Source organism: Hoskinsella mucinilytica, from assembly GCF_045223415.1.
GTDB classification, from domain to species: Bacteria; Bacillota_I; Bacilli_A; order Erysipelotrichales; family Erysipelotrichaceae; genus Hoskinsella; species Hoskinsella mucinilytica.
Genome location: NZ_JBEQZJ010000031.1, coordinates 1 through 20333 on the forward strand (window position 1 = coordinate 1; position 20333 = coordinate 20333).

Genomic DNA, 20333 nt, shown 5'->3' on the forward strand with positions numbered 1-20333 from the left:
GTAGCTTGTTTGCTTAATGTGACATGTCTTGCGCCTTGAACGATCTGATGTTTATCAATCAGATAAATACTACATGACACACACTCTTGTTCAAACATTGCAGTAGGATCATCATTTTCATGAATATTAAAAATAAAGTCACTCGTATCAATTGCATCTAATACCGTTATTAAAAAAATCGTGATATCGTATTTTGTGACCAGATCAATTTCTAAAGTATTACGCATAAGTGCCTTTTTCTCATATTCGGTCCATTCATCATCCTTGATCACAAAGACGAATTCTCCATCCACAAAATCCATGACCGTTCCTTCTTCTTCAAATGCAACGGGAAATACACTATTTACTTCAGCTTTCATTTTTTTGTTCTCCTTTTATTATGATATCGTCAATTCCTGTCCGGGTTTTACTTGAATAGGAATTCTGACATAAAAACTAAACCTTGTTCCGATAGATTCTGCACGAAGTGTTCCCTTTTGCATATCAATGATCTGTTTTGCTATACCAAGACCCATCGCATGCCCTTTATTCGCCCCATTCATCTCTTCTAAGCGATAAAAGTTATGAAACATATGTGCAATCTGATCACTATGGAAATGCTGGCTATCCACCTGCATATGGACGTAATAATCTTCTTTGCGTTGTCTAAGAGAAATATCAATGGTTTCTCCTTCTTTACCTAGCGCAACCATCGTATTTAATAAATCTCGAATGACTCTTGCGATTTTCGCACTATCAGCAAAAAGCGACAAATGCGAATCCTGGACAAGACGAATCTGAATTTGTTTTTCATCTGCCATATAATAACACTCATCGATCACCTGTTCCATCATACGATCCATAAACATCTCTTCTGGAGTCCATTTAGCATACTGTAAATTAAATCTAGTGATATCAAAAAACTCATTCATCATATCTTCTAATAACAATGATTCATCTAAGACATGTACCACATAATCCATCTTGATATCGCTACTGATTCTATGTTCTTGCTTCAAAAAATCCAAATACATCAAAATTTTTGCCAATGGCATACGAATATCCTGTGCCAAAAGATAGATCAAATCTTTTTTCTTTTCTTCATCGATCCTAGCAGACTCTAAATAATTTTCATATTCATCCACAACTGCCATTAATGCACCTTCAGCCTTGATCATCTCTTTGGGAAACTTAATCTTGCTTCGTTCCTTACGCATGACATCATCCATACCATCCATCAAAGTACGCACAGATAAGGTTAGATCCTTGCATAAAAAATAAATCAAAATAAAACAAAAGCTCGCAACAATAAAAGGCAAGAAGATCTTGAACAGCTTTCCGAATGTTTCAAAAGGATTGCTATTGACCAACTGTAAAATATCAATGATAAAACCATTTAATACCTTATCGAACAAAAAGACAAGTCCAAGTCCCAACAACACAAAAATACCGAGGATCATGACATAACGAATAAAGACTTTCCATTTTAGTGGGTTCAGATAATTTTTTTTCATAATCTACCCCCTAACTTCTTCCATAATCGTATTGTAAAGACGATTTGTTCCTTTTCCTTATGTACGGTTATGGTACCATGATGTAATTCAACAATTTCCTTCGCAATGGCTAATCCCAGTCCTGCACCTCCACTACTACTTGTTCTTGCAGTAGAAGCCCGATAGAATTTATCAAATAAATGGCTGATTGACTCTTCATCGATGTCTTCTCCATCATTACGATATTCTAATTGTATACTGTCTTCGTTTTCTATTCCCTTCACAGTTATAATAGAATCTGAATTACTGTATGTAATCGCATTTCTCATGAGATTATCGAATAGTCGTTGTAACTTATCATAATCAGCTTCTACTTCCATGTGCTGTGGTAACTGTAATTCTGTTTTAATGTTCCTTTTTTCCATAAGCGGAAAGAATCCATCAATTTGTTGTTCAATCAAAGCAGTGATATCAATAGCCGATATCTCCAACATATTTACTTTATCATCATATCGAAGTATTTCCTCAAACTCATCGATCAATTCATCCAAACGATGAGCCTTCTCATGCGCAATAGAAAGACTTTTATCCATTTGTTCTTCATCTACACGATGATCTAATATATGATTAATATATCCAATCATACTTGTCAACGGAGTTTTCAAATCATGAGCAAGATACATCAATAATTCATTTTTATGTTCTCTTTCTTCTTCAGAAAGCTGTTTACTTTCATTTCTTTTCGCCAACATTCCTTCAACCTTATCTTTTGCAATTTGAAATTCAGGTATCAATCGGAACAGAAAAGGAATCTTTTCCACCATTTCTCCTTGTAAAACAGAAACAAGGATATTCATATTCTTATAAAACAAGGTAATAAAAATATATAAGAATGCAATATAAACTACAACATATAACAACATATTTACTTCCCACGCATGTTGCAAATAAAACAACAAAAAATCCGCACTACTTAAAACTCCCATACTGGCATAATGATTAGCTAAATAGCTTAAAACAGCAATCAATACAGAAACCGCCCCTAACACAAGAAAACTACTACAAAGAAAAAGGACGGTCAACCTTCTTCTTAATTTACGATAAGTATTATTCTTCAATTTTATATCCTACTCCCCAAACAGTTTTGATAAATTTTGGATTTCTAGGTGGCTCATGCATTTTCTCTCTCAAACGACGAATATGTACCATGACCGTATTATTGCTGTCAAAATACTTTTCTTTCCAAACTGCTTCAAACAATTCTTCACTAGGAACAACCTTTCCTCTATTCTTACATAAATACCATAAGATAGAAAATTCAATCGGTGTTAAGCTCAATGGCTTATCATATAATGTGCATTGATGAGAATCATTATCTATGATCAATCCTTTGAAATCTATGATATTCACATTTTCATTTTGTGTTTGGTTGTATTTCTGAGAACGTCTTAACTGTGCCTTTACTCTTGCTACCATCTCTAAAGGATTAAATGGCTTTGTAATATAGTCATCTGCTCCTAAAGAAAGTCCTTGTATCTTATCCATATCTTCAACCTTTGCAGTCAACATAATGACCGGAAACGTATATTTTTCACGGATACACTTACATATTTCAAAGCCATTAATTTTCGGCATCATGATATCTAGCATTGCTAAATCAACTCTTTGATGCATCAAATATTCTAAGGCCTTTTCACTATCATAGAAAGTAACAACCTGATATCCTTCATTGCCCAGATATAATGTCACTAGATCTGCAATCTCTTTTTCATCATCTATAACTAATATCGTTGTAGCCATAGTATCCCTCCAGTCCTACTTTTCTTTATTATAACAAATTCCATATCTAAAATCCCTCGTTTCTATAAAAGTAAGAAAATTTTAAGGTCACGTCATTTCTTATATTGACACCAGAACTTCTTAGGGTTACACTTTTTATACATGGCATGGAGGAATACATGAAAACCAATAAATTAAATGAAACATATAAACATCGTCTTTATCTCATCCTTGTTGCTCTTCTCCTGATTGGTGATATCGGATTTTATATTATGGGGAAATTTTTCCCTAATACCTTAAACAAGGGTGACACAACTTTACCACAAAAAGAAACATCTATCTTAACACAACAACAGAGTATCAAAGATCATGTAAAGGATATCTCAATCAATAGTAAGTATGCGATTCTTATCGATCTAGAAGACAATACCCCATTATATGAAAAAAACATAACTAAAAAAATCTATCCAGCGTCTCTCACAAAAGTTATGAGCGCTGTAGTAGCACTTGATCACATCAGTGACTTAACTGCCAAAGTTACTGTCGAAGAAAAAGATTTAGAAGGTCTAGTTGAAGCAAATGCCAGTGTCGCAGGCTTAGAAGCAGGCGATAACGTAACCTATGAAGATCTATTATATGCATTGGTTCTTCCCAGTGGTGCAGATGCAGCTAATGTAATCGCAAACCACTTATTTGGAAGCATGGATGCCTTCGTAGCCGAAATGAACGTCAAAGCAAAAGCCTATGGTATGACACAAACACACTTCGTCAACGCAACCGGCTTACATGATGATCAACATTACACAACCATCCAAGATCTAGAAAGAATGATGAAACATGCATGGAAAAATACTGCATTTCAACAAATACTAACCACAACAAAATATGAAATTCCATCACTTCATTTAAAACTCAAAAGTACATTGTTATTATACGGTACTTCATCTGATTTTTTAGAATCTACATTACAACCTGAAACACTATCATTTCGTGGTGGAGAGATCATAGGTGGCAAAAGTGGATATACATTAGAAGCTGAATGCTGTTTGGTTAGTGTTGCTAAATTAGATAACGATCATCTTTATATGTTCATTAGCGCAAAAGCTTCAGGTGAGCCTATGGAAGATCATAACCATGTTAATGATGCTATTCATATTTATGAAGAAGTTGCTAAAATCACAAATTAAAGGAACGCAAATGCGTTCCTCTTTTATTATTCTTTACAACGTTTTACATAAATGATGATTAATAATCCAGATAATGCAAACAATGCGATATAAAAGCCTAACATTGTTGTATCTCCTGTAACCACTGATTTAATGGTTGTTTTATTGCCTTTCACCGTTTCTATTGCACCATGTGTAATATTTTGTCTATGAACTACCAATTGATTGGTAATTATAAACTGATTTTGATTATTCTCTACTGTCATACGATAACTATCTGGTATTTCAAGCTCTTGAACATCCCAAACAACATCTTTGGAAAGTCCATCCCAGATATTAGACCAATTGTTGATATCACTTAAAGAAACAGTGTCAACCAATTCTCCATCTCCGTATAACCCTACCTCAATAGAATCAGGTCTCGTATGATCACGATTATTGTTATCTTTCCATAATTTTACTACTGACACTTCCAAATCATTGCTAGGATAGATAATATCATTTTTAGGCTGTGTTGTGACTTGATAAATCACTTTCCCATCCTTATCAGTATAAGGTACTTGAACAAAAAATGGTGTTGAAGTGAATTCATAATCCTTTGGATCAGTTTGATTCTGAACAATCAAATAAATACCATCATCTATCCCTGTAAATATCGTCTTACCATCTATGTCAGTTTTTGCTTCCTGAATAGGAGCTAATGAATTAGCATTAATAAATTCACTACATGATTTTGCTGCATCTTCTGCTTCCATAGATGTCAAAATATCCTGAACATTTAAATCAAAATCCGAGAACTCTGATGTCATTTTTATTTTTGTTCTAGATCCATCTGTGAAATCAGCCACCTTATAAAGCTTTACATTGATGTCAGCCAATAATTCACCATCATGCGTTTTATTTATTACTGTAATACTTCCACTTTCAGTAGCAGTTATTGGCATCGATAAAGTAGCAAGGAACATAAAAACTGTAGCAAATAACATTCCAATAGATCTAATTATTCTCTTCATTCTGTGATCCTTCCTTTCTTTCGCTTTCTTTTTTCTTCTTTTTGAAGATGATAAAGCCTCCGATGCCTGCAACTACGAAGCCACCGATAAGTATCATCCATAACCAATCATTTTTATGTTTACTGTATAAAGAAGTGTATTCCTCAGAAGTAAAATCAAAATTAGGTTCATATTCCCCACGTACCAAAAGTCTGTGTGTATTAATACCATATGGAGTACAAGTAATCAATGTTACATAGGTTTTATCCTTTTGTATTAATAGATCTCCTGTTTCCTCTGGCAAAACCACTTTTGTTTGATTAATACGGTATGCATAAACCTGATTCAGTATATGAATAAAGAATACGTCACCATCTTTCAACTCTTCAACTCCAGTAAACAATTCCTGAGAAGGCAAACCAGTATGTGCTGATAATAATGCATGAGAGCTTTCTCCGGCGACCGGCAAGGAAGAGTTTTCTATTAACCCAACACCTTTTTTTAAAACTTTTTCACTTGTGCCATAATATATAGGCAAATAAATATCTGCTTTAGGTATCTCAACATACCCTAACATTTCATCTTTTTGAACCATAAAGAAGTCTTTAAAATCTGCTTGTGTTTTTCTTGAGATGTTCTTTCCACTAAATGGATCAGCTGGAAAAGCTCCAGGTAAAGAATTATTGTAATCATATGCTTCTTTCATCATTTTTTCTATTTCAGCATGATCCATATTATCTATTTTTTGTTGATAATCACCGATAACTGAAACAGCAAACTGATTATTAATAAAATTAGCCAAACTTGGATAAACCATTAATCCTATTCCAGCTAACATAATCAGTATGATGATTCCCATGATTATGCGTTGTTTCATTCCCTGCACCTCTCTTAAGCTTTATGCGATACAGCCGATGATCCAATCATCGGCTTATATCAGCATTATATCATGATTTCTTATGCTTTTTTACTTTTCTTTGAATAAACTACAAGCATAACACCAGCTAAAGCAATTAAAGAAGCTCCACCAATCATGAAGATTGTAGTACCCATACCACCTGTTTCAGGAAGACTAATACCTTTATAGTTATAAATTTCAAATGAGATTACACCTTTGTCTGAAGAAGCATCATTAGTAATACTAGCATCACCATCAACAATTCTTACAGTACAAGTTTTTTTGTCTTGATTTGCTGTAATTTCAAATTTGATAGCTCCGTCTAACTTAGCATAACCGTTTGAAGGAGCATTAATTTCAGTAAGTGTATAAGTTCCTGCTGCTAAACCTGTAAAGTGAATGTTACCAGTTTCATCAGATGTTACTGTTTTTAATACTTCATCATCTGAGTTTCTTAATTCAAATGTAGCACCTGGTAAAACTGTATCTTTATTACTACCGTCTTTTTTTACTAAATCAATTGCATAAGTATAAGTTTCTGTTTTATCTTCAATTGCAGAATGACCTCCACTTGGAGTTGTTGTATATTCGATTTTTGCTGTGTTAGTATTTGGATCGTACACAGCTGCCTTTTCATTTATTTCAGCTTGATAAGTGATTTCAACTGTTGCACCCATTTTTGAAGCAGTACGTAAACCTTCATAATTAAAATCAAATTCAGTTACTGTTTCTCCCTTATCATTCACGATAGTTGTAAATGATTTAATGTAATCCTTATCAAAATCATCGCCATCTTTCATAACTTCTACACCATCCACTTTAACAGTGATAGAATTTACATGCAATGTTAAACCTTTTGACATAGTATCAATTACATTATATTGAACTTCCTTAAAGTTATCAGCATAAGTAGGAATTGTTGAAGTGATTTTGAAGTCTTGTACAACACCAACACCACCTACACTTGATTCGGCATTATTCACTGTTTTCTCTACTGTAAATTCTGAATCCTTAGGATAAATACTAATTGTACTTCCATCTTCAACTTTCATTAACATTGCTTGAGATGGAACACGACCTGTATTCTCGTTTTTCTCAGTAATTGTATTTGAATTTTCAAGAACTAAATAATAACCTTGATCAACTGTTGTTACAGTCTTACCCAATGTATAACTTGGTTGTATATTATTTTTTTCAGAATAATCTATTAATGCTTTAGTCAATGCTTTCATTTTTGGATCTTGTCTGTACTCATCTTTTGTATCTTTATCACGTAAATTTTGAGACAGCTTTGCAAGATTTTCACCATTTAACTGAATGCCATCATCTGCCACAAAAGTATAACCAGATGTTTGAAAGAAATCCTCATAGTCTTTATTTACTGTATAAACAGCAATATCCTTCCCACCTGTGCTTTTTGTCTTAGAATCTAAAATTTTGTAAGCCTTGTATTCAGCTCCGTCTCTATTAATTTGGACAGTCCCTTTACCATCTTTCATTGAATCTGCTGCAAATGCTGTTGTAGTTGTTGTCATCATCATTGCCGCCGCAACGAATAACATGCTTAATTTCTTAAATACTTTCATTCTCTTTTCCTCTCTTTCTTAGTTTTTACTCTTCTTCATATTCTTGCTTCGCTTGCATTCATAAATCACAAACATGGCCAATCCGCCACAAGCGATTAAGAAACCTAACCTCTGATACCTTCCATCAAATGTTCCACCTGTTTCAGGAACCACAATATTGGGTGTATTTTCAACAGTGAATGTATATTCCAATTTATCACTGGTATCAGCATAATTTAATGCTCCATCTTGTGAGTTGGCTTGTACCTTTTCATTTGAATCATTCGGTACAGCATCAACTCCTAAAATGTAATAGCTTTTGCTTTTATCTCGATCTATGTGAATCAATATATTCTTAAAATCAATTTCATAATCCCCTGGATTACCTGGTGCTTTTGTTTCGGTTAATACATAATCTCCAATTGGCAATTTTTCAATTTTGATATTTGTTTCACCATTTGTCGTTAATATATCTTCCCCTTTTTCATCTATCTTATAAGAATCTGTGTTTTGATTATAAGTAAATTTAAGATCAAATTGATTTTTTGAATCCGTGATATTTGTTAATGTAAATTCAGCACCCTTTAAGAAATTGTTATTACCAGTACTACTGATTTTTCTTAAAATAAGATCTTGTGGAATTTCTTTGTTTTTGATAAAGATTGTCCCATTGATCGTACCTTGATTATTCTGATATTCAGTTTTAAATCCTGTCACAGGATCTTCTTTTACGTAATAATAGAATTTGAATTTCTTATTGGGGTATTCATCGATTTCGCCACTTGCATCAAGATCATCAAAGCCTTGATACCAATGATTTTCTTCATTTAACTTAAAGGTCTTATATACTGTTTCACCAACAATCGGAGTTCCAGCAAATGCTACTTTATTGTTTGCATCATCTTCAAGCAAATCTAATTTCGCAGGATATTCTGAATTAGAAGCTACTGTATTCACAGTTATATTTACAACAGTATCCTCTTCAATTCCACTTACTGTTACTTTTTCAGCATTATGCGTGATAGAAGTACTATCATTTCCTTCTTTCATGACCACACTGTCAAATTTTGTGTTAGCATCACACTTTAATGCTATAGAATATGTTGCTCCCCTTTTTAGACCTTTTGTAGAGACTGTTTCAATCAATCGTTTACCTGAACCATCCCCATATTGAGAATACAAATTGTAAGTAACGACCTTCCCGGTATCTTCTACATATCTTTGCATCAAGGTTGCATTAATTTCAGGCATTCCTATTCCATCCGTCAAATTACCATCATAGTCATACCACTGCTTTTCTACTCCAAATTCTCGCTTGTTATTAAATGTTAATGTCATACCAATTTCTTCTGACAATATTGGTTTCTCTTCTTTATCTAAATTGAAGGATTTATAAAATCCTTTGAAAACGGGAATAATCTTACCACCACTTAAACTACTGGATGATTCTTCTAAGGAAACCAACGCATAATATTTTTGATTGTTTTTTGCATATCCTGCTCCCGGATCCTGCTCACTGATTTCATAAATATAATCACCCTTAACACTTAGGTTATCAATGGCGAAGAATACTCTTCCAGAAGAATTATTCATTGCTGTTTGATCAGCAATTTCTTCAGCACTATTTGGCTTATACACATTTTTCAAATTGAATGTAAATTTTTCTCCTAATTCCGGAGTTTTACCATTTACAGTTTTATCAAAGGCAATAGAAGTATTTAACTTAAATGGCCACATATGTGCTTCAGCTTGACTAGTTACACTTGTTGCGATGACAGCACCATTATAGTCTCCACTGCTAATATCAACATGCGCATTTGGTGCTACTACGTGTCCAACAAGATGAATTTTAACCGATATTTTATTCGTATTCGCTAGAAAATATGCGATATTAAACGCTTCCTCAACTTCACTACTAGAAAACTGATAAGCTGGATCTATATGATTATTAGGATCCTCATTAATACCTGCTGCCGTACCCAAAGCATCTGACTGTGATTTATATAGAGCTGGAAAAGTTACTTCATCTTGATCTGGAATATTCAAGAATGTTGTCATAGTTGTTGCTTCTTTATATGAATCATAGTCATATACAATATATTGAATCTTGCTAAACAATCCATTTTCAAAAACATAATTGTATCCAAGTTTTAATCGTAAACCTATTTGCCCCCCGGAGTCACTAGTTTTTTCAAAATAATAAGTTCCGTCCTCACTTACTTTCTTATCACCAACATTCTTAATTTCATCATAATCACTATTTTTAATTGTTACCGTTGTTATTTGATGTCCTGCAGCATCCACACCTGTAAACGAAACATTTTGATATGCTTGAATTTGATCAGAGAATTGTTTTTTCGCCTTATCAAAATCAACATAATCATTTGTTTTATCATTTGTATCTGTAAAATAGAAGTTCTTATATAACTGATCGCTTGCCTTTTGCAAAGTGAAATCCTTAATATCCGCATTATAACTTCCATTTGTACCAATAAATACAGGTACATAAGATGATGTGATAATTGTGTTTGATGCGCTTATGCTTCCCTTAAAATAAGAAGGTACTGTATGAATATATTCTGTAATTTGATTACTAGATTCAGTATCGTTATGTGAAAGTCCACCCAAACCGCTTGAAACTGTTTCTCCCCCAACAATCATAGGACCAACAACATGAGTTCCATGATAGTAATCAAAAGTAAATACATTATAGTTGGCTAAGATATTAAATATATCGTATTTCTCTCCAAATTCACCAAATTTATATTGATTGCCTTCTTGTGAATTTTGATGTGCACTTTCTTCAACAATTGTTTTCTTATTTTCCCAAACTCTATATCTGTCAGGATAAGTTATATTGGCATTCACAGATGGAGGAACAATGCCTACAGAACTTTTCTGTTCTGAGCTACTTAACAATGCATTATTAGCCTGTTTCTTATCGTCCTTAGTTCCTTGTTGCTCTGTCTCAGAATTTTTAGATGGATTGCTATCAGATTGGATTGTTTCATCCTTTTCCTCAACCTCAACTACTTTATAACCTGGATTCTTATAAATATAAGATGCGCTTTGGTTGATCTTATTGTTATGTTCGATTTTCCAAACACCTTCACTTATAAACTCTCTTTGTTCTTCCTGATCAGTGATATCACTTAGTTTTCCGTAAGTATTATAGTGAACAGTTAATTTAAAGAATGTTTTAGATTCATCAAGGAATTGAAGTTTGAAATTTTGGAAGGTCGTTACTTTTGTTTTGTCTTCCTCATAAAATCCATCAGCTCTTTGGTATAAAATCTTAAAATCAGTTCCCTCAACCAATGTTCTGGTTGTACCACTGTTTTCCTCTTGGACGATCAATTTTAATTGATTAGGTGTTGACCATAGGTTTGTCTCCATCGTTCCTACATATTCGGTATAATTAACCAAATCAGATGTAGCGGTTTCTATAGTACTTGTCCAAGGAATTAAAAGCTCCTCATTGGCTTTTGCTTCCGGAATGTTTTGCTCATCACATATATGACTGATTTTCGCTGAACTGCTGGACCCCTCAGCACCAATCAGCTGTGCATCAAATATGGAAACGAACATGAACATTGCCAATAAGATCGTTGCAAATTTTCTAAAGCTTCGATAAACCTGATCCATAGCCTAACCACCTTTCCTGTAATTTTTTTGATAATATATCTTGTCTTTCGATATGTCTTCTGAATACGATTACATTTTATATGATGGTATAGACCAAGTCAATGGTCTATACCAAAATCAGATTTTTTAAAAAACACCCCCTTTTTTTATGGGCATTTTTGAAATTATTTCCAATTTTCGCAAAAAAATGAATTAATGGTATATACCATGACGTTTTTGTGATATAATAAATTGCTTTAAAACTTAAATATAGATCATCCCATAAGAAAACGCCTTGATTTTGACTAAGATTAGTCCATCCTCAAAGCGTTTTTTATTTTATTTATTTTTTCCATTCTTCTAATAATGTCTGAATCCACAAACAAAGCTTTTCACTGGATGCATTCGCCATTTGAAGAACCTCTTCATGACTATGCTTTTCTTTTCTGATACCAGTTGCCATATTCGTAATACAAGCAATCCCCAAAACTTTGATACCCAAATAATTTGCTGCAATGGTTTCCGGTACTGTTGACATACCGATAGCATCACTTCCAAGTTTTGCAAACATTCTGATTTCAGCTGCTGTTTCATAATAAGGACCTTGGAATAAAGTATAGACTCCTCTTTGATAAGGAAGCTGAAGTTCTTTAGCTACTTGCATGGCCTTTTCTCTTAACTCACAACTAAATGGCTCGGACATATCGGGAAATCTTGGACCAAAGCGTTCATCATTTTGGCCGAATAAAGGATTGGTGCCTACAGAATTAATAAAGTCATCTATGATCATCAGATCACCGGGATGAAATGCAGTATTGATACCACCGCAAGCATTGGTTATGATCATATCTGTAATTCCTAGCAATTTCATGACATAAACCGGATAAGCAACCTCTTTCATGGAAAAACCTTCATAATAATGAAATCTTCCTTGCATTGCCATCACACAAGTACCGTTGATATTTCCAAATACTAAATTTCCTTCATGTCCTTTTACATGGCTTTGTGGAAAATTGGGTATTTCTTTATAGGAAAGGATTTTTTTATCCTTCATGATATCCACGATTCCACCTAATCCGCTTCCTAAGATGATGGCAACATCAATCGGTTCTTTCCAAAATTCTTTGATATATTCAGCACTTTCTTTTACTAAGTCATAAAACATGTTTGTTTCCTCCTCAAAATAACAGCTTTTCTAAAGCCTCAGCAATACCATCCTCATTGTTTGTAGAGGTAATCATATCCGCTATATCTTTCACTTCCTTAACGGCATTTCCCATAGCAACGCTTACGCCTGCATAAGATAGCATACTGATATCGTTGTGAGAGTCACCAAAAGCAATCATATCCTCTTTTTGAAACCCTCGTTTTTCCATTACTTCCGCAATAGCTTTTGCTTTATCAATGCCTTTTGCTGTAAATTCAAAATAAAATGGTGCTGTAAACATGCAATTCAAGCTATCTTTAAATGGCTCCATCATCTCTTGATAATGAGCTTTTAGATAGTCTGGCTGACCACATGTCAGTATTTTGTTCACAGGAAAATCAATAAATGCTTCCATATCCTTGATTTCACAAGCCAGAAAGCCACCGCCTCTGACTTCATATTGAGCCATAAAACCATATGCATCATTTAAAAACATATAATCTCCATGATCGATCATTGCCTGTACCTCAAAAAGTTTCATGTGATGTAATACTGCTTTTACTTCTTCTACCGTCATAACTTCATCAAACAATACCTCATTGCTTTCACAATCCACGACCTTACCACCATTATAGGAAACTAGTAATCCATGATGTTGTTGCATTTGTAGCTGTTTCGCAAGTGCCAGTAATCCTCTTGTTGTCCTACCTGAAGCAAGTACCAACACTGCACCCTGCTGTTGTACTTTGATCAAGGCATCTTTTGTTTTTTCTGTAATGATCTTATCATCATTGGTAAGTGTTCCATCAATATCTAATAATATGACTTTTTTCATGAATGCGTCTCCTTATTTTAGCTTCATATGTACATAGTAATTTTTCAAGCGTTCTTGATTATCCTCAAATCTTCTGGAAAACAACATCAAATATAAACAATCACTCACATAGAGCATACTTGTTCTAGAACCAAAAGACCCCATCTTAATGATACTTTCATCATTATCAAACAAAATCAGGGAATCAGATAATTTCGCAATCTGACTGTCTTTATTTGCTGTCACTACGATCATCGGTATATCATGCATCCGTAGCATTTGAAAAAGCTGTTTGAAATCAGATGATTCAGCATATCGTGTAAAGATCAATGCGACTTGTTTTTGTCCATCACGATATAAAGTAGGATTTTGAAAACCATGCATGGCTTCTAGTACACAGGGTAAGCCGATACGTTTGAATTTCAGATGAAGATCTTCGGCGATCAATAACGATTCTTCTCTACCGTATAAGGTGATGATATCCGCAGATTCAAGCAAATCTACTGCCTTATTCATTGCCGCAATATCCATGGAATGAAATACATCGGTCAATGCTTGGTAATGCAAATTCACCATGATTTGTAAAATATCTTTTGGTTGTTCTTCTTTATTGATCGGCATTTCTTGCATAATACGTTCCGTTTGTAATACAAATGTGTTGATTTCTGTTGCCAATTTGATTTTAAATTCTCCATATCCACCAAAACCTAACTTTTTACATAGTCTAACAATAGTTGCAGTTGAGGTATAGGCTTTCTTTGCCAGATCCTCTATGGTTAGATTCAATACTGCTTTGGGATCTTTTAAAATTTCATCAGCGACTCTTTGTTCTAAATCACTGAATTTTTCTATTTCATGGAGCTGTTCTAATATCAACATGTTTTCTCACCTCTTTACCCTTCTATATGCTTCTTGTATAGCATCTTTATTCAAAAAGATAATTTTCCCCTTTTTCAATGCAATCCAGCCTTGTTTTTCATAATCCTTCAATTTTCTGGATATTACCTCTCTAGCTGAGTGTAGCACAAATGCGATATCCTTATGTGTGGTATAGATGATATTCGTTTTTTGTTCACACAAATAGCCTAATAGTCGTTCTTCGATGGACTGATAATCTAATTGATTATTCTGAAACAGTTTGTGCAATTTCAGGATTGCATCCTCATATATATCTTGTAGAAAAGCAGTTTCCTTCATCAATTTTTGTTGAAACACGAGCACTGGTACCATATAGAGATCACATTCTTCTAATGCTATAGAGCGTATATTACCGGGTTCTTGATGCATTAGACAATTCATTACTTCATGACAATAATCCCCTGGATATAAATCGTAGAGAAAGCTCTCTTCCCCTCCTTCTAATATCAAAGAGATCCGCATACTTCCCTTTACCAGCAAGGGAAATCCCGGACATAACTGGTTAGAATCTTTGATGATTTCTTTTTCAGCTACATGAATCCTTGTTATTGTTTGTATACATTCCAGCTCAGCAAGTACTGGATAATACTTATGCAGTTCATCCATGGGATACCTCCTGTCTATCGGTTTTATTATATCATTATGTGAATGAAATGAAAACCAGCGATGGCAACATCGTGACCTATGTAATTCGTAATTTTCTTTTCTATATAAATGTTATACACATTAATAAAAAAAGCCGTCATCACCTATCAAGATAATTGGCGATAACAGCTGATCATATCAGTTTCTAATTTTTCTTTTTCCATACCCAAAACATAGGAAAGCTCATTGATCAGGATATCTTCCAAACGTCCTAAATTAGTTTGAAGGATCACTCCAGAATTTCCTTTCGCATATTTTAAATACATCATATAGGATAAATACGCAACTTGTTTTTCAATATCCGGTCCATGGATACATTGTTCAATGATGCGCTTGGAAGGGTCTAATAATTCCAATTCATCAGTATCCGGATGAAGAATATCGTATAAAAGCTGTTGTGCTACATGCTTGGTCATAATATCTCTTATTCCGACCATCTTGATATTTTCAAATGGAAAGGTACTTTGATTTCCCGTATCATAGATGGATGTCAAGGTCATCCTTTTTGTTTTCTGGTTATACTCTGTTATTTCACAAATACCAATCTTAGGATGATAAACCAATTTGTGTTCTTGTTTCATTCCTTTACCTCGACCTTCTAAGCTCAGTGTACCCTCTATTTATGAAAAAGTCAAACAAGTTTCCTCATTCTTGTGCCTAATCATGCCTAAAAAAGTCGCATTCTTCAAATATTTCTTGCTTTTTCGTTTGGATATGTTATACTGAGCAAGTAAGGCAAAGCAAATAACTATGATTTCAATATTCACATATCGGGAATTGTAATTATCTCAATGTTTGATTCACGTTATGTGTTTTTTATAACTTGAGTAGCTTCTTATTCACGAAAAGGAGGTACTTCAACATGAGTACAGGTAAAGTAAAATGGTTTAATGCAGAAAAAGGATTCGGGTTCATTACAAGTGAAGCTGGAAAGGATGTATTCGTACATTATTCAGCTATCCAGACAAATGGATTTCGTTCTTTAGAAGAAGGTCAGAGCGTTAATTTCGATATCGAAACTAACGAACGTGGTGACCACGCAGCAAACGTAACAATTTTATAAGAAGAAAACCACATTGCGTGGTTTTTTTTATTTGATATGATAGTCTTTACCATCAAATACAAGTTCTATATCTGCGGGCAAACGATGAGCAAGAATACGCTCAACATTTTTACCATCGCTTTGTTCATAAAATTGTATTGCTTCATGTGGTAAGCTACCTCCCAGAATCTTACGATGGATCAATCGTTGTTTAAGCGCTTCTTTCGTTGCATCGATAAAGATAGCTTCATCACAAAGTGTTACAAGCTTATTCCAAGGTTCCTCATCTAATAAAAGATAATTTCCTTCAACCAAGACGATGGGGCTTGTAACATTGATCCTATCATCTACTACATCATGTTGACTTCGATCATAATAAGGCCAAGTTCCATCTTTCTCCTTTATCTGTAAAAGATAGTTTTCAAAGCGTTCATAATCAAAACTTTCAGGACATCCTTTGACTGATTTCATCGGTACTTCTTTTCCCTCGACCATAACTTGGTGCGTCAATATATAAGACTGATAATGATGAAAACCATCCATGCCCAATGCTTGAAGCTGTGGTTTGCTTTGATCTTTCGCACATAGTGTTTCAAATAAAGTCGCAAGGGTGGATTTACCAACAGCTGGTGGAGCTGCCAAAAAAAGGACGATCCTTCTTTGTTTTTGTTGTGCCATTACTTGCCAATGATGGATCAAAGGTAAGATCGTATATTGGATAAATTCATCATCATAGTGTGCTTCTACCCTTTGACCATTGATACAAAAGTGAAATGTCTGTGTCATATGTTTCTCCTTTTTCTATATTTTATCACGATACCAAAAGAAAAGATAACCTATCCCGTTATCTTTCTTCTTTATATTCTAAATAAAAGTCTTTTAATAGATACATAGCTTCTTTCAATAATTCCTTACTGGTAGCTGTATTCACTCGGATCCATCCTTGATATTGATCTAAAAAACGTGATCCTGTTTCTATTAAAACATGCGTTGTTTTTGCTAGCTTTCTTACAAACACATCCACATCATGAACGTTAGGAAGATAGATCCATACCAAATATCCTCGATCCGGCATCATGACCTTCATATCTGTTTGTCCCAAGATACCTTCTACAAGTGCAATGTTTTCTTTGATATTCTCATTGAGCTTTGTTAACCAATCATACCCATGCTCATACACTAAGGTACACATCTCGATTCCCATTCGATTACAGCTTAAATGCAAACGATCCAAATATGCCTGATATTCTTTCAGTATCTGCGCATTTGCACAAATAAGATAGGATGTACAAAGCGCTGATATGTTAAATGTTTTGTTTGGTGAAGTGGAAATAACGATACGATCATAGGTATCGAAAAATTCCATTAAGGATACAAATGGTTGTTCGCTCACTTGTATATCACTGTGAATCTCATCCGACAACAACAACACATCATATTGCTTACATAATGCTACCAGCTGTTTTAATTCTTCTTTTTCCCAACAACGTCCACTTGGGTTATGTGGATTACAAAACAACAGAACCTTCACGCCTTCTTCAGCGAAGGCTTTTTCTATGCGTGTCATATCCATGACATATCGCATTTCTTTTAACTTTAAAGGAATCATGATGGTTTCTCCTACTTTACTACAGTTTTGAAAGGAACCATATACCGGTGTTAACATGGCGATTTTTTTATTTCTTGCATATTGATCACATAAAATATTCAAAGTAGTAATGGTACCGATGGAGGCTAACAACCATTCTCTTTTTACTTGTTTTCCTTGTGTTTTGGCATACCAATGCTGAATGCTTTCATAAAAGTTTTCTTGTATATGATAATAACCAAAATCAGGATCTTGCATTTTTTTCAAAAGCTCTTGGTGGATCTTAGGATCCATAGGATAGTCCATATCTGCGATAAACAATGGATATATCTTTTCTTGTTCTTCTTTGCATAGCCCAAATCGCTTTTCAATATAAGATGCTTCCCATTTCATTGAACCATTTGTGGTTCTATCTAATAGCTGTTCAAATTGTTTGCTCATAATCCATTCCTTTTCTTTAATTCCAAAGCACATGCATTCACGATCAGATCCATAGCAATATGCACATGTACTCTTGTATCGATGGCATCATCACAATCGTTCACATTGGCAGTATAGATGACATAGCGTGCCATCCCTGCAAGCGGTGAATCCGGTGTTTCGGTAATCAAAATTGATGCAACATTGCGTTTATTTGCTTCTACCATAACCTCAATCAATTCCGGTGGTTTCCCACTTCGGGAAAGAAGTACGATGACATCCTCATTGGCATTGAGCTGCTTAGAGGAAACACGCATATAGCGAGAATCATCATATTGTTGTGTAGAAATCCCCATGAGTTGTAGCTTGATTTGAAACATTTTTCCCAGAAAACTACTCATGCCCATTCCATATATGATGATGTTTTTTGCTTGAACCAATAACGTGATCATTTCATCAGTGATGGTGCGTTCTACCATATCATACGTATTTGCTAACATCATACGATAATCCGATGGATAAGTGTGAGATGAATGATCTTCTGTGATTTCAAAATAATCCTCTTTCAACAATGTAAAGCTGGCGTAGCCTAGTTTTTTCGATAATCGATGTAAACTAGTACTGCTTACATTCAATGTTTCCGCAATATTCGCAATGGTAAAGCTTTGATACGTAAACAAATAACGTTTTTTGATCAGTTCTTGTATCATCGCTTTTTCCATGGCAGTCAAAGAAGCAGAGTGTGTAGAAATATTGAAAGATAGATTGGAAATATGTTTATGTTGGTTCATGAAAATCCCTTCTTTCCTCTATAGGATATCATAAATCTTCTATTCTTCGATTGTCAATTGTTCTTCTTTCGCATATTGATGATCCAATGCTTTCACAAATGGATAGTAGATCGCAACGGATGCAATGATTGCGATTACTTGTACTACGGCCCCTTGCCATCCTGCAACTAAGAACCCAGAGAAGATCGGTGGAGTTGCCCATGGAGCCATAACTCCTGTAAATAATGGCATAAAGCCGATGCTCATTGCCAAATATGCAATCATAACTGATACGATCGGTGCTAAGGTTACCGGTATCAGCATCAATGGATTGAATACGATCGGTAGACCGAATACCAGTGGTTCATTGATATTGAAACAAGCTGGAACTGCCGCAAGCTTTGACATCGTTTTTAAACGGGCAGAGCGTGCAACCATCAACATAGCGATCATAAGACCAATGGTCATACCGGCTCCACCGATTGTCGCAAATTGATCGATCATCTGGATCGTTCCGACGTTACCATTCTGTAAAGACAATTGTCCTGCGGTAAATAAGGATTGGTTAGCATCTGCATTCGCAATCAATAGTGGATTCACAATAGAGTTTACAACGGTAGGATGAATACCAAACCACCATAAGAAACCATTTAATGCAGCAACAAGCACGATTGCAAACAAACTGGATGTCAAACCTTGAAGTGGTACCTGAATAATTGAGTAAATCAATTCATGTAGTGAACCAGCACTCATCATACAAATACCGTTGACGATCAACATAATGGTAACGATCAGAATACCCGGAATCAAAGCACTGAATGATTTAGAAACCATTTCCGGTACAGAGTCCGGCATCTTGATCACCAAATTCTTTTTGATACAGAAACGAATGATTTCTACTGATACGATACTTACCAAAATAGCTGTGATCACACCTTGTGTGCCAAGCCATGTAAAGCTCAATACCTTATTGACGATCTCTCCGCTTTCGGTTACTACGGATTTCGGTGTCACTACCACAAAAGCCACCAAAGCTAACACCATACTGGATAAAGCATCTTGTTCATAGCTTTGCGCAAGTTTATAAGCCATTGTTCCAACCAGCATAAATCCCATCATATTGAAAGTTGCCCGATAAGCCGGTTCGATATAACTTGCCCAATCAGCACCAAAGATTCCTGCCATAAAATCAGCATAGCCTGCTAATGGAAAGTCAGTAACCAACATAAAGATAGAACCGATGATGGTCAATGGCATGATGACCATAAAACCACTTCTCAATGCCTGAAAGTAACGAAGGCTTGTGACCTTAGATACAGCTGGTACCATTTTTTCTTCGATAAAATGTGTAAATCCATTCATTTGAATTTCCTCCTCGTTAAGCGTTTACATCTACATTCTAATGCGATTTTTCTAATTGTACATTACCATTTTCGGAATATATTCCATATTTTATTCTGATTTTCATCATTTTTTGGAATATTTTTTATATA

At 34.6% G+C, this 20333-nt stretch carries 19 protein-coding genes; 2 read left to right on the plus strand and 17 right to left on the minus strand.

Features of this window, described 5'->3' with window-relative positions; translation table 11 throughout:
- From UGRO018_RS11935 to vanR, 4 genes are all read right to left on the minus strand, one after another.
- The coding region (locus UGRO018_RS11935; RefSeq protein ID WP_416326716.1) for a hypothetical protein at positions 1-359 on the minus strand (359 nt) is incomplete at its 3' end.
- 18 nt (positions 360-377) lie between these two features.
- On the minus strand, positions 378-1493 hold the full coding sequence (locus UGRO018_RS11940) for a sensor histidine kinase (RefSeq protein WP_416326717.1): 1116 nt from the start codon (positions 1491-1493) through the stop codon (positions 378-380).
- Positions 1490-2590 (minus strand): sensor histidine kinase, encoded by a 1101-nt coding sequence (locus UGRO018_RS11945; protein ID WP_416326718.1) that lies wholly within the window; start codon positions 2588-2590, stop codon positions 1490-1492. Before UGRO018_RS11945 ends, UGRO018_RS11940 begins: the two co-directional genes overlap by 4 nt.
- Positions 2580-3272 carry a VanR-ABDEGLN family response regulator transcription factor gene (vanR, locus tag UGRO018_RS11950; protein WP_416326719.1) on the minus strand — a complete coding sequence of 231 codons (693 nt, stop codon included), beginning with the start codon at positions 3270-3272 and terminating at the stop codon, positions 2580-2582. Before vanR ends, UGRO018_RS11945 begins: the two co-directional genes overlap by 11 nt.
- Positions 3273-3430: 158 nt before the next feature.
- On the opposite strand from vanR, the gene UGRO018_RS11955 reads away from it, so the two are divergent.
- Positions 3431-4438: a D-alanyl-D-alanine carboxypeptidase family protein gene (locus tag UGRO018_RS11955; protein ID WP_416326720.1), complete on the plus strand. Its 1008-nt coding sequence runs from the start codon at positions 3431-3433 to the stop codon at positions 4436-4438.
- 26 nt (positions 4439-4464) lie between these two features.
- Here the strand turns inward: UGRO018_RS11955 and UGRO018_RS11960 are convergent, their stop codons facing one another.
- The 9 genes from UGRO018_RS11960 to UGRO018_RS12000 form a co-directional block, all read right to left on the minus strand.
- Positions 4465-5430, minus strand: coding sequence for a Cna B-type domain-containing protein (locus UGRO018_RS11960; RefSeq protein ID WP_416326721.1), 966 nt, complete (start codon positions 5428-5430; stop codon positions 4465-4467).
- Entirely contained in the window at positions 5414-6286 is an 873-nt protein-coding gene (locus UGRO018_RS11965; protein WP_416326722.1) for a class C sortase, read from the minus strand. The genes UGRO018_RS11960 and UGRO018_RS11965 overlap by 17 nt, the downstream gene beginning before the upstream one ends.
- Before the next feature lie 80 nt (positions 6287-6366).
- Positions 6367-7893 carry a SpaA isopeptide-forming pilin-related protein gene (locus tag UGRO018_RS11970; protein ID WP_416326723.1) on the minus strand — a complete coding sequence of 509 codons (1527 nt, stop codon included), beginning with the start codon at positions 7891-7893 and terminating at the stop codon, positions 6367-6369.
- A gap of 18 nt (positions 7894-7911) precedes the next feature.
- Positions 7912-11517 (minus strand): collagen-binding domain-containing protein, encoded by a 3606-nt coding sequence (locus UGRO018_RS11975; RefSeq protein ID WP_416326724.1) that lies wholly within the window; start codon positions 11515-11517, stop codon positions 7912-7914.
- A 322-nt stretch (positions 11518-11839) separates the two neighbouring features.
- Positions 11840-12661, minus strand: a complete 822-nt coding sequence (locus tag UGRO018_RS11980; RefSeq protein WP_416326725.1) for a purine-nucleoside phosphorylase — start codon at positions 12659-12661, stop codon at positions 11840-11842.
- 13 nt (positions 12662-12674) lie between these two features.
- Entirely contained in the window at positions 12675-13478 is an 804-nt protein-coding gene (locus UGRO018_RS11985; RefSeq protein ID WP_416326726.1) for a Cof-type HAD-IIB family hydrolase, read from the minus strand.
- Positions 13479-13490: 12 nt separating this feature from the next.
- Positions 13491-14336, minus strand: coding sequence for a MurR/RpiR family transcriptional regulator (locus UGRO018_RS11990; protein WP_416326727.1), 846 nt, complete (start codon positions 14334-14336; stop codon positions 13491-13493).
- A gap of 6 nt (positions 14337-14342) precedes the next feature.
- Positions 14343-14981 (minus strand): Crp/Fnr family transcriptional regulator, encoded by a 639-nt coding sequence (locus UGRO018_RS11995; RefSeq protein WP_416326728.1) that lies wholly within the window; start codon positions 14979-14981, stop codon positions 14343-14345.
- A gap of 146 nt (positions 14982-15127) precedes the next feature.
- Positions 15128-15601, minus strand: coding sequence for a hypothetical protein (locus UGRO018_RS12000; protein WP_416326729.1), 474 nt, complete (start codon positions 15599-15601; stop codon positions 15128-15130).
- Between the two features lie 281 nt (positions 15602-15882).
- On the opposite strand from UGRO018_RS12000, the gene UGRO018_RS12005 reads away from it, so the two are divergent.
- Entirely contained in the window at positions 15883-16083 is a 201-nt protein-coding gene (locus tag UGRO018_RS12005; RefSeq protein WP_416326730.1) for a cold-shock protein, read from the plus strand.
- 27 nt (positions 16084-16110) lie between these two features.
- On the opposite strand, the gene UGRO018_RS12010 is transcribed toward UGRO018_RS12005, so the two are convergent.
- From UGRO018_RS12010 to UGRO018_RS12025, 4 genes are read right to left on the minus strand one after another with little or no spacing between them, the layout of a single operon-like run.
- Complete coding sequence (locus tag UGRO018_RS12010; RefSeq protein ID WP_416326731.1) at positions 16111-16848, minus strand: nucleoside/nucleotide kinase family protein; 738 nt, start codon at positions 16846-16848, stop codon at positions 16111-16113.
- Between the two features lie 58 nt (positions 16849-16906).
- The gene (locus UGRO018_RS12015) at positions 16907-18091 is read right to left on the minus strand and encodes a MalY/PatB family protein (RefSeq protein ID WP_416326732.1); all 1185 of its coding nucleotides are present in this window, start codon (positions 18089-18091) and stop codon (positions 16907-16909) included.
- Positions 18088-18861, minus strand: coding sequence for a MurR/RpiR family transcriptional regulator (locus tag UGRO018_RS12020; protein WP_416326733.1), 774 nt, complete (start codon positions 18859-18861; stop codon positions 18088-18090). Before UGRO018_RS12020 ends, UGRO018_RS12015 begins: the two co-directional genes overlap by 4 nt.
- A 39-nt stretch (positions 18862-18900) precedes the next feature.
- The gene (locus tag UGRO018_RS12025; RefSeq protein ID WP_416326734.1) at positions 18901-20202 is read right to left on the minus strand and encodes a PTS sugar transporter subunit IIC; all 1302 of its coding nucleotides are present in this window, start codon (positions 20200-20202) and stop codon (positions 18901-18903) included.
- Positions 20203-20333 lie beyond the last annotated feature (131 nt).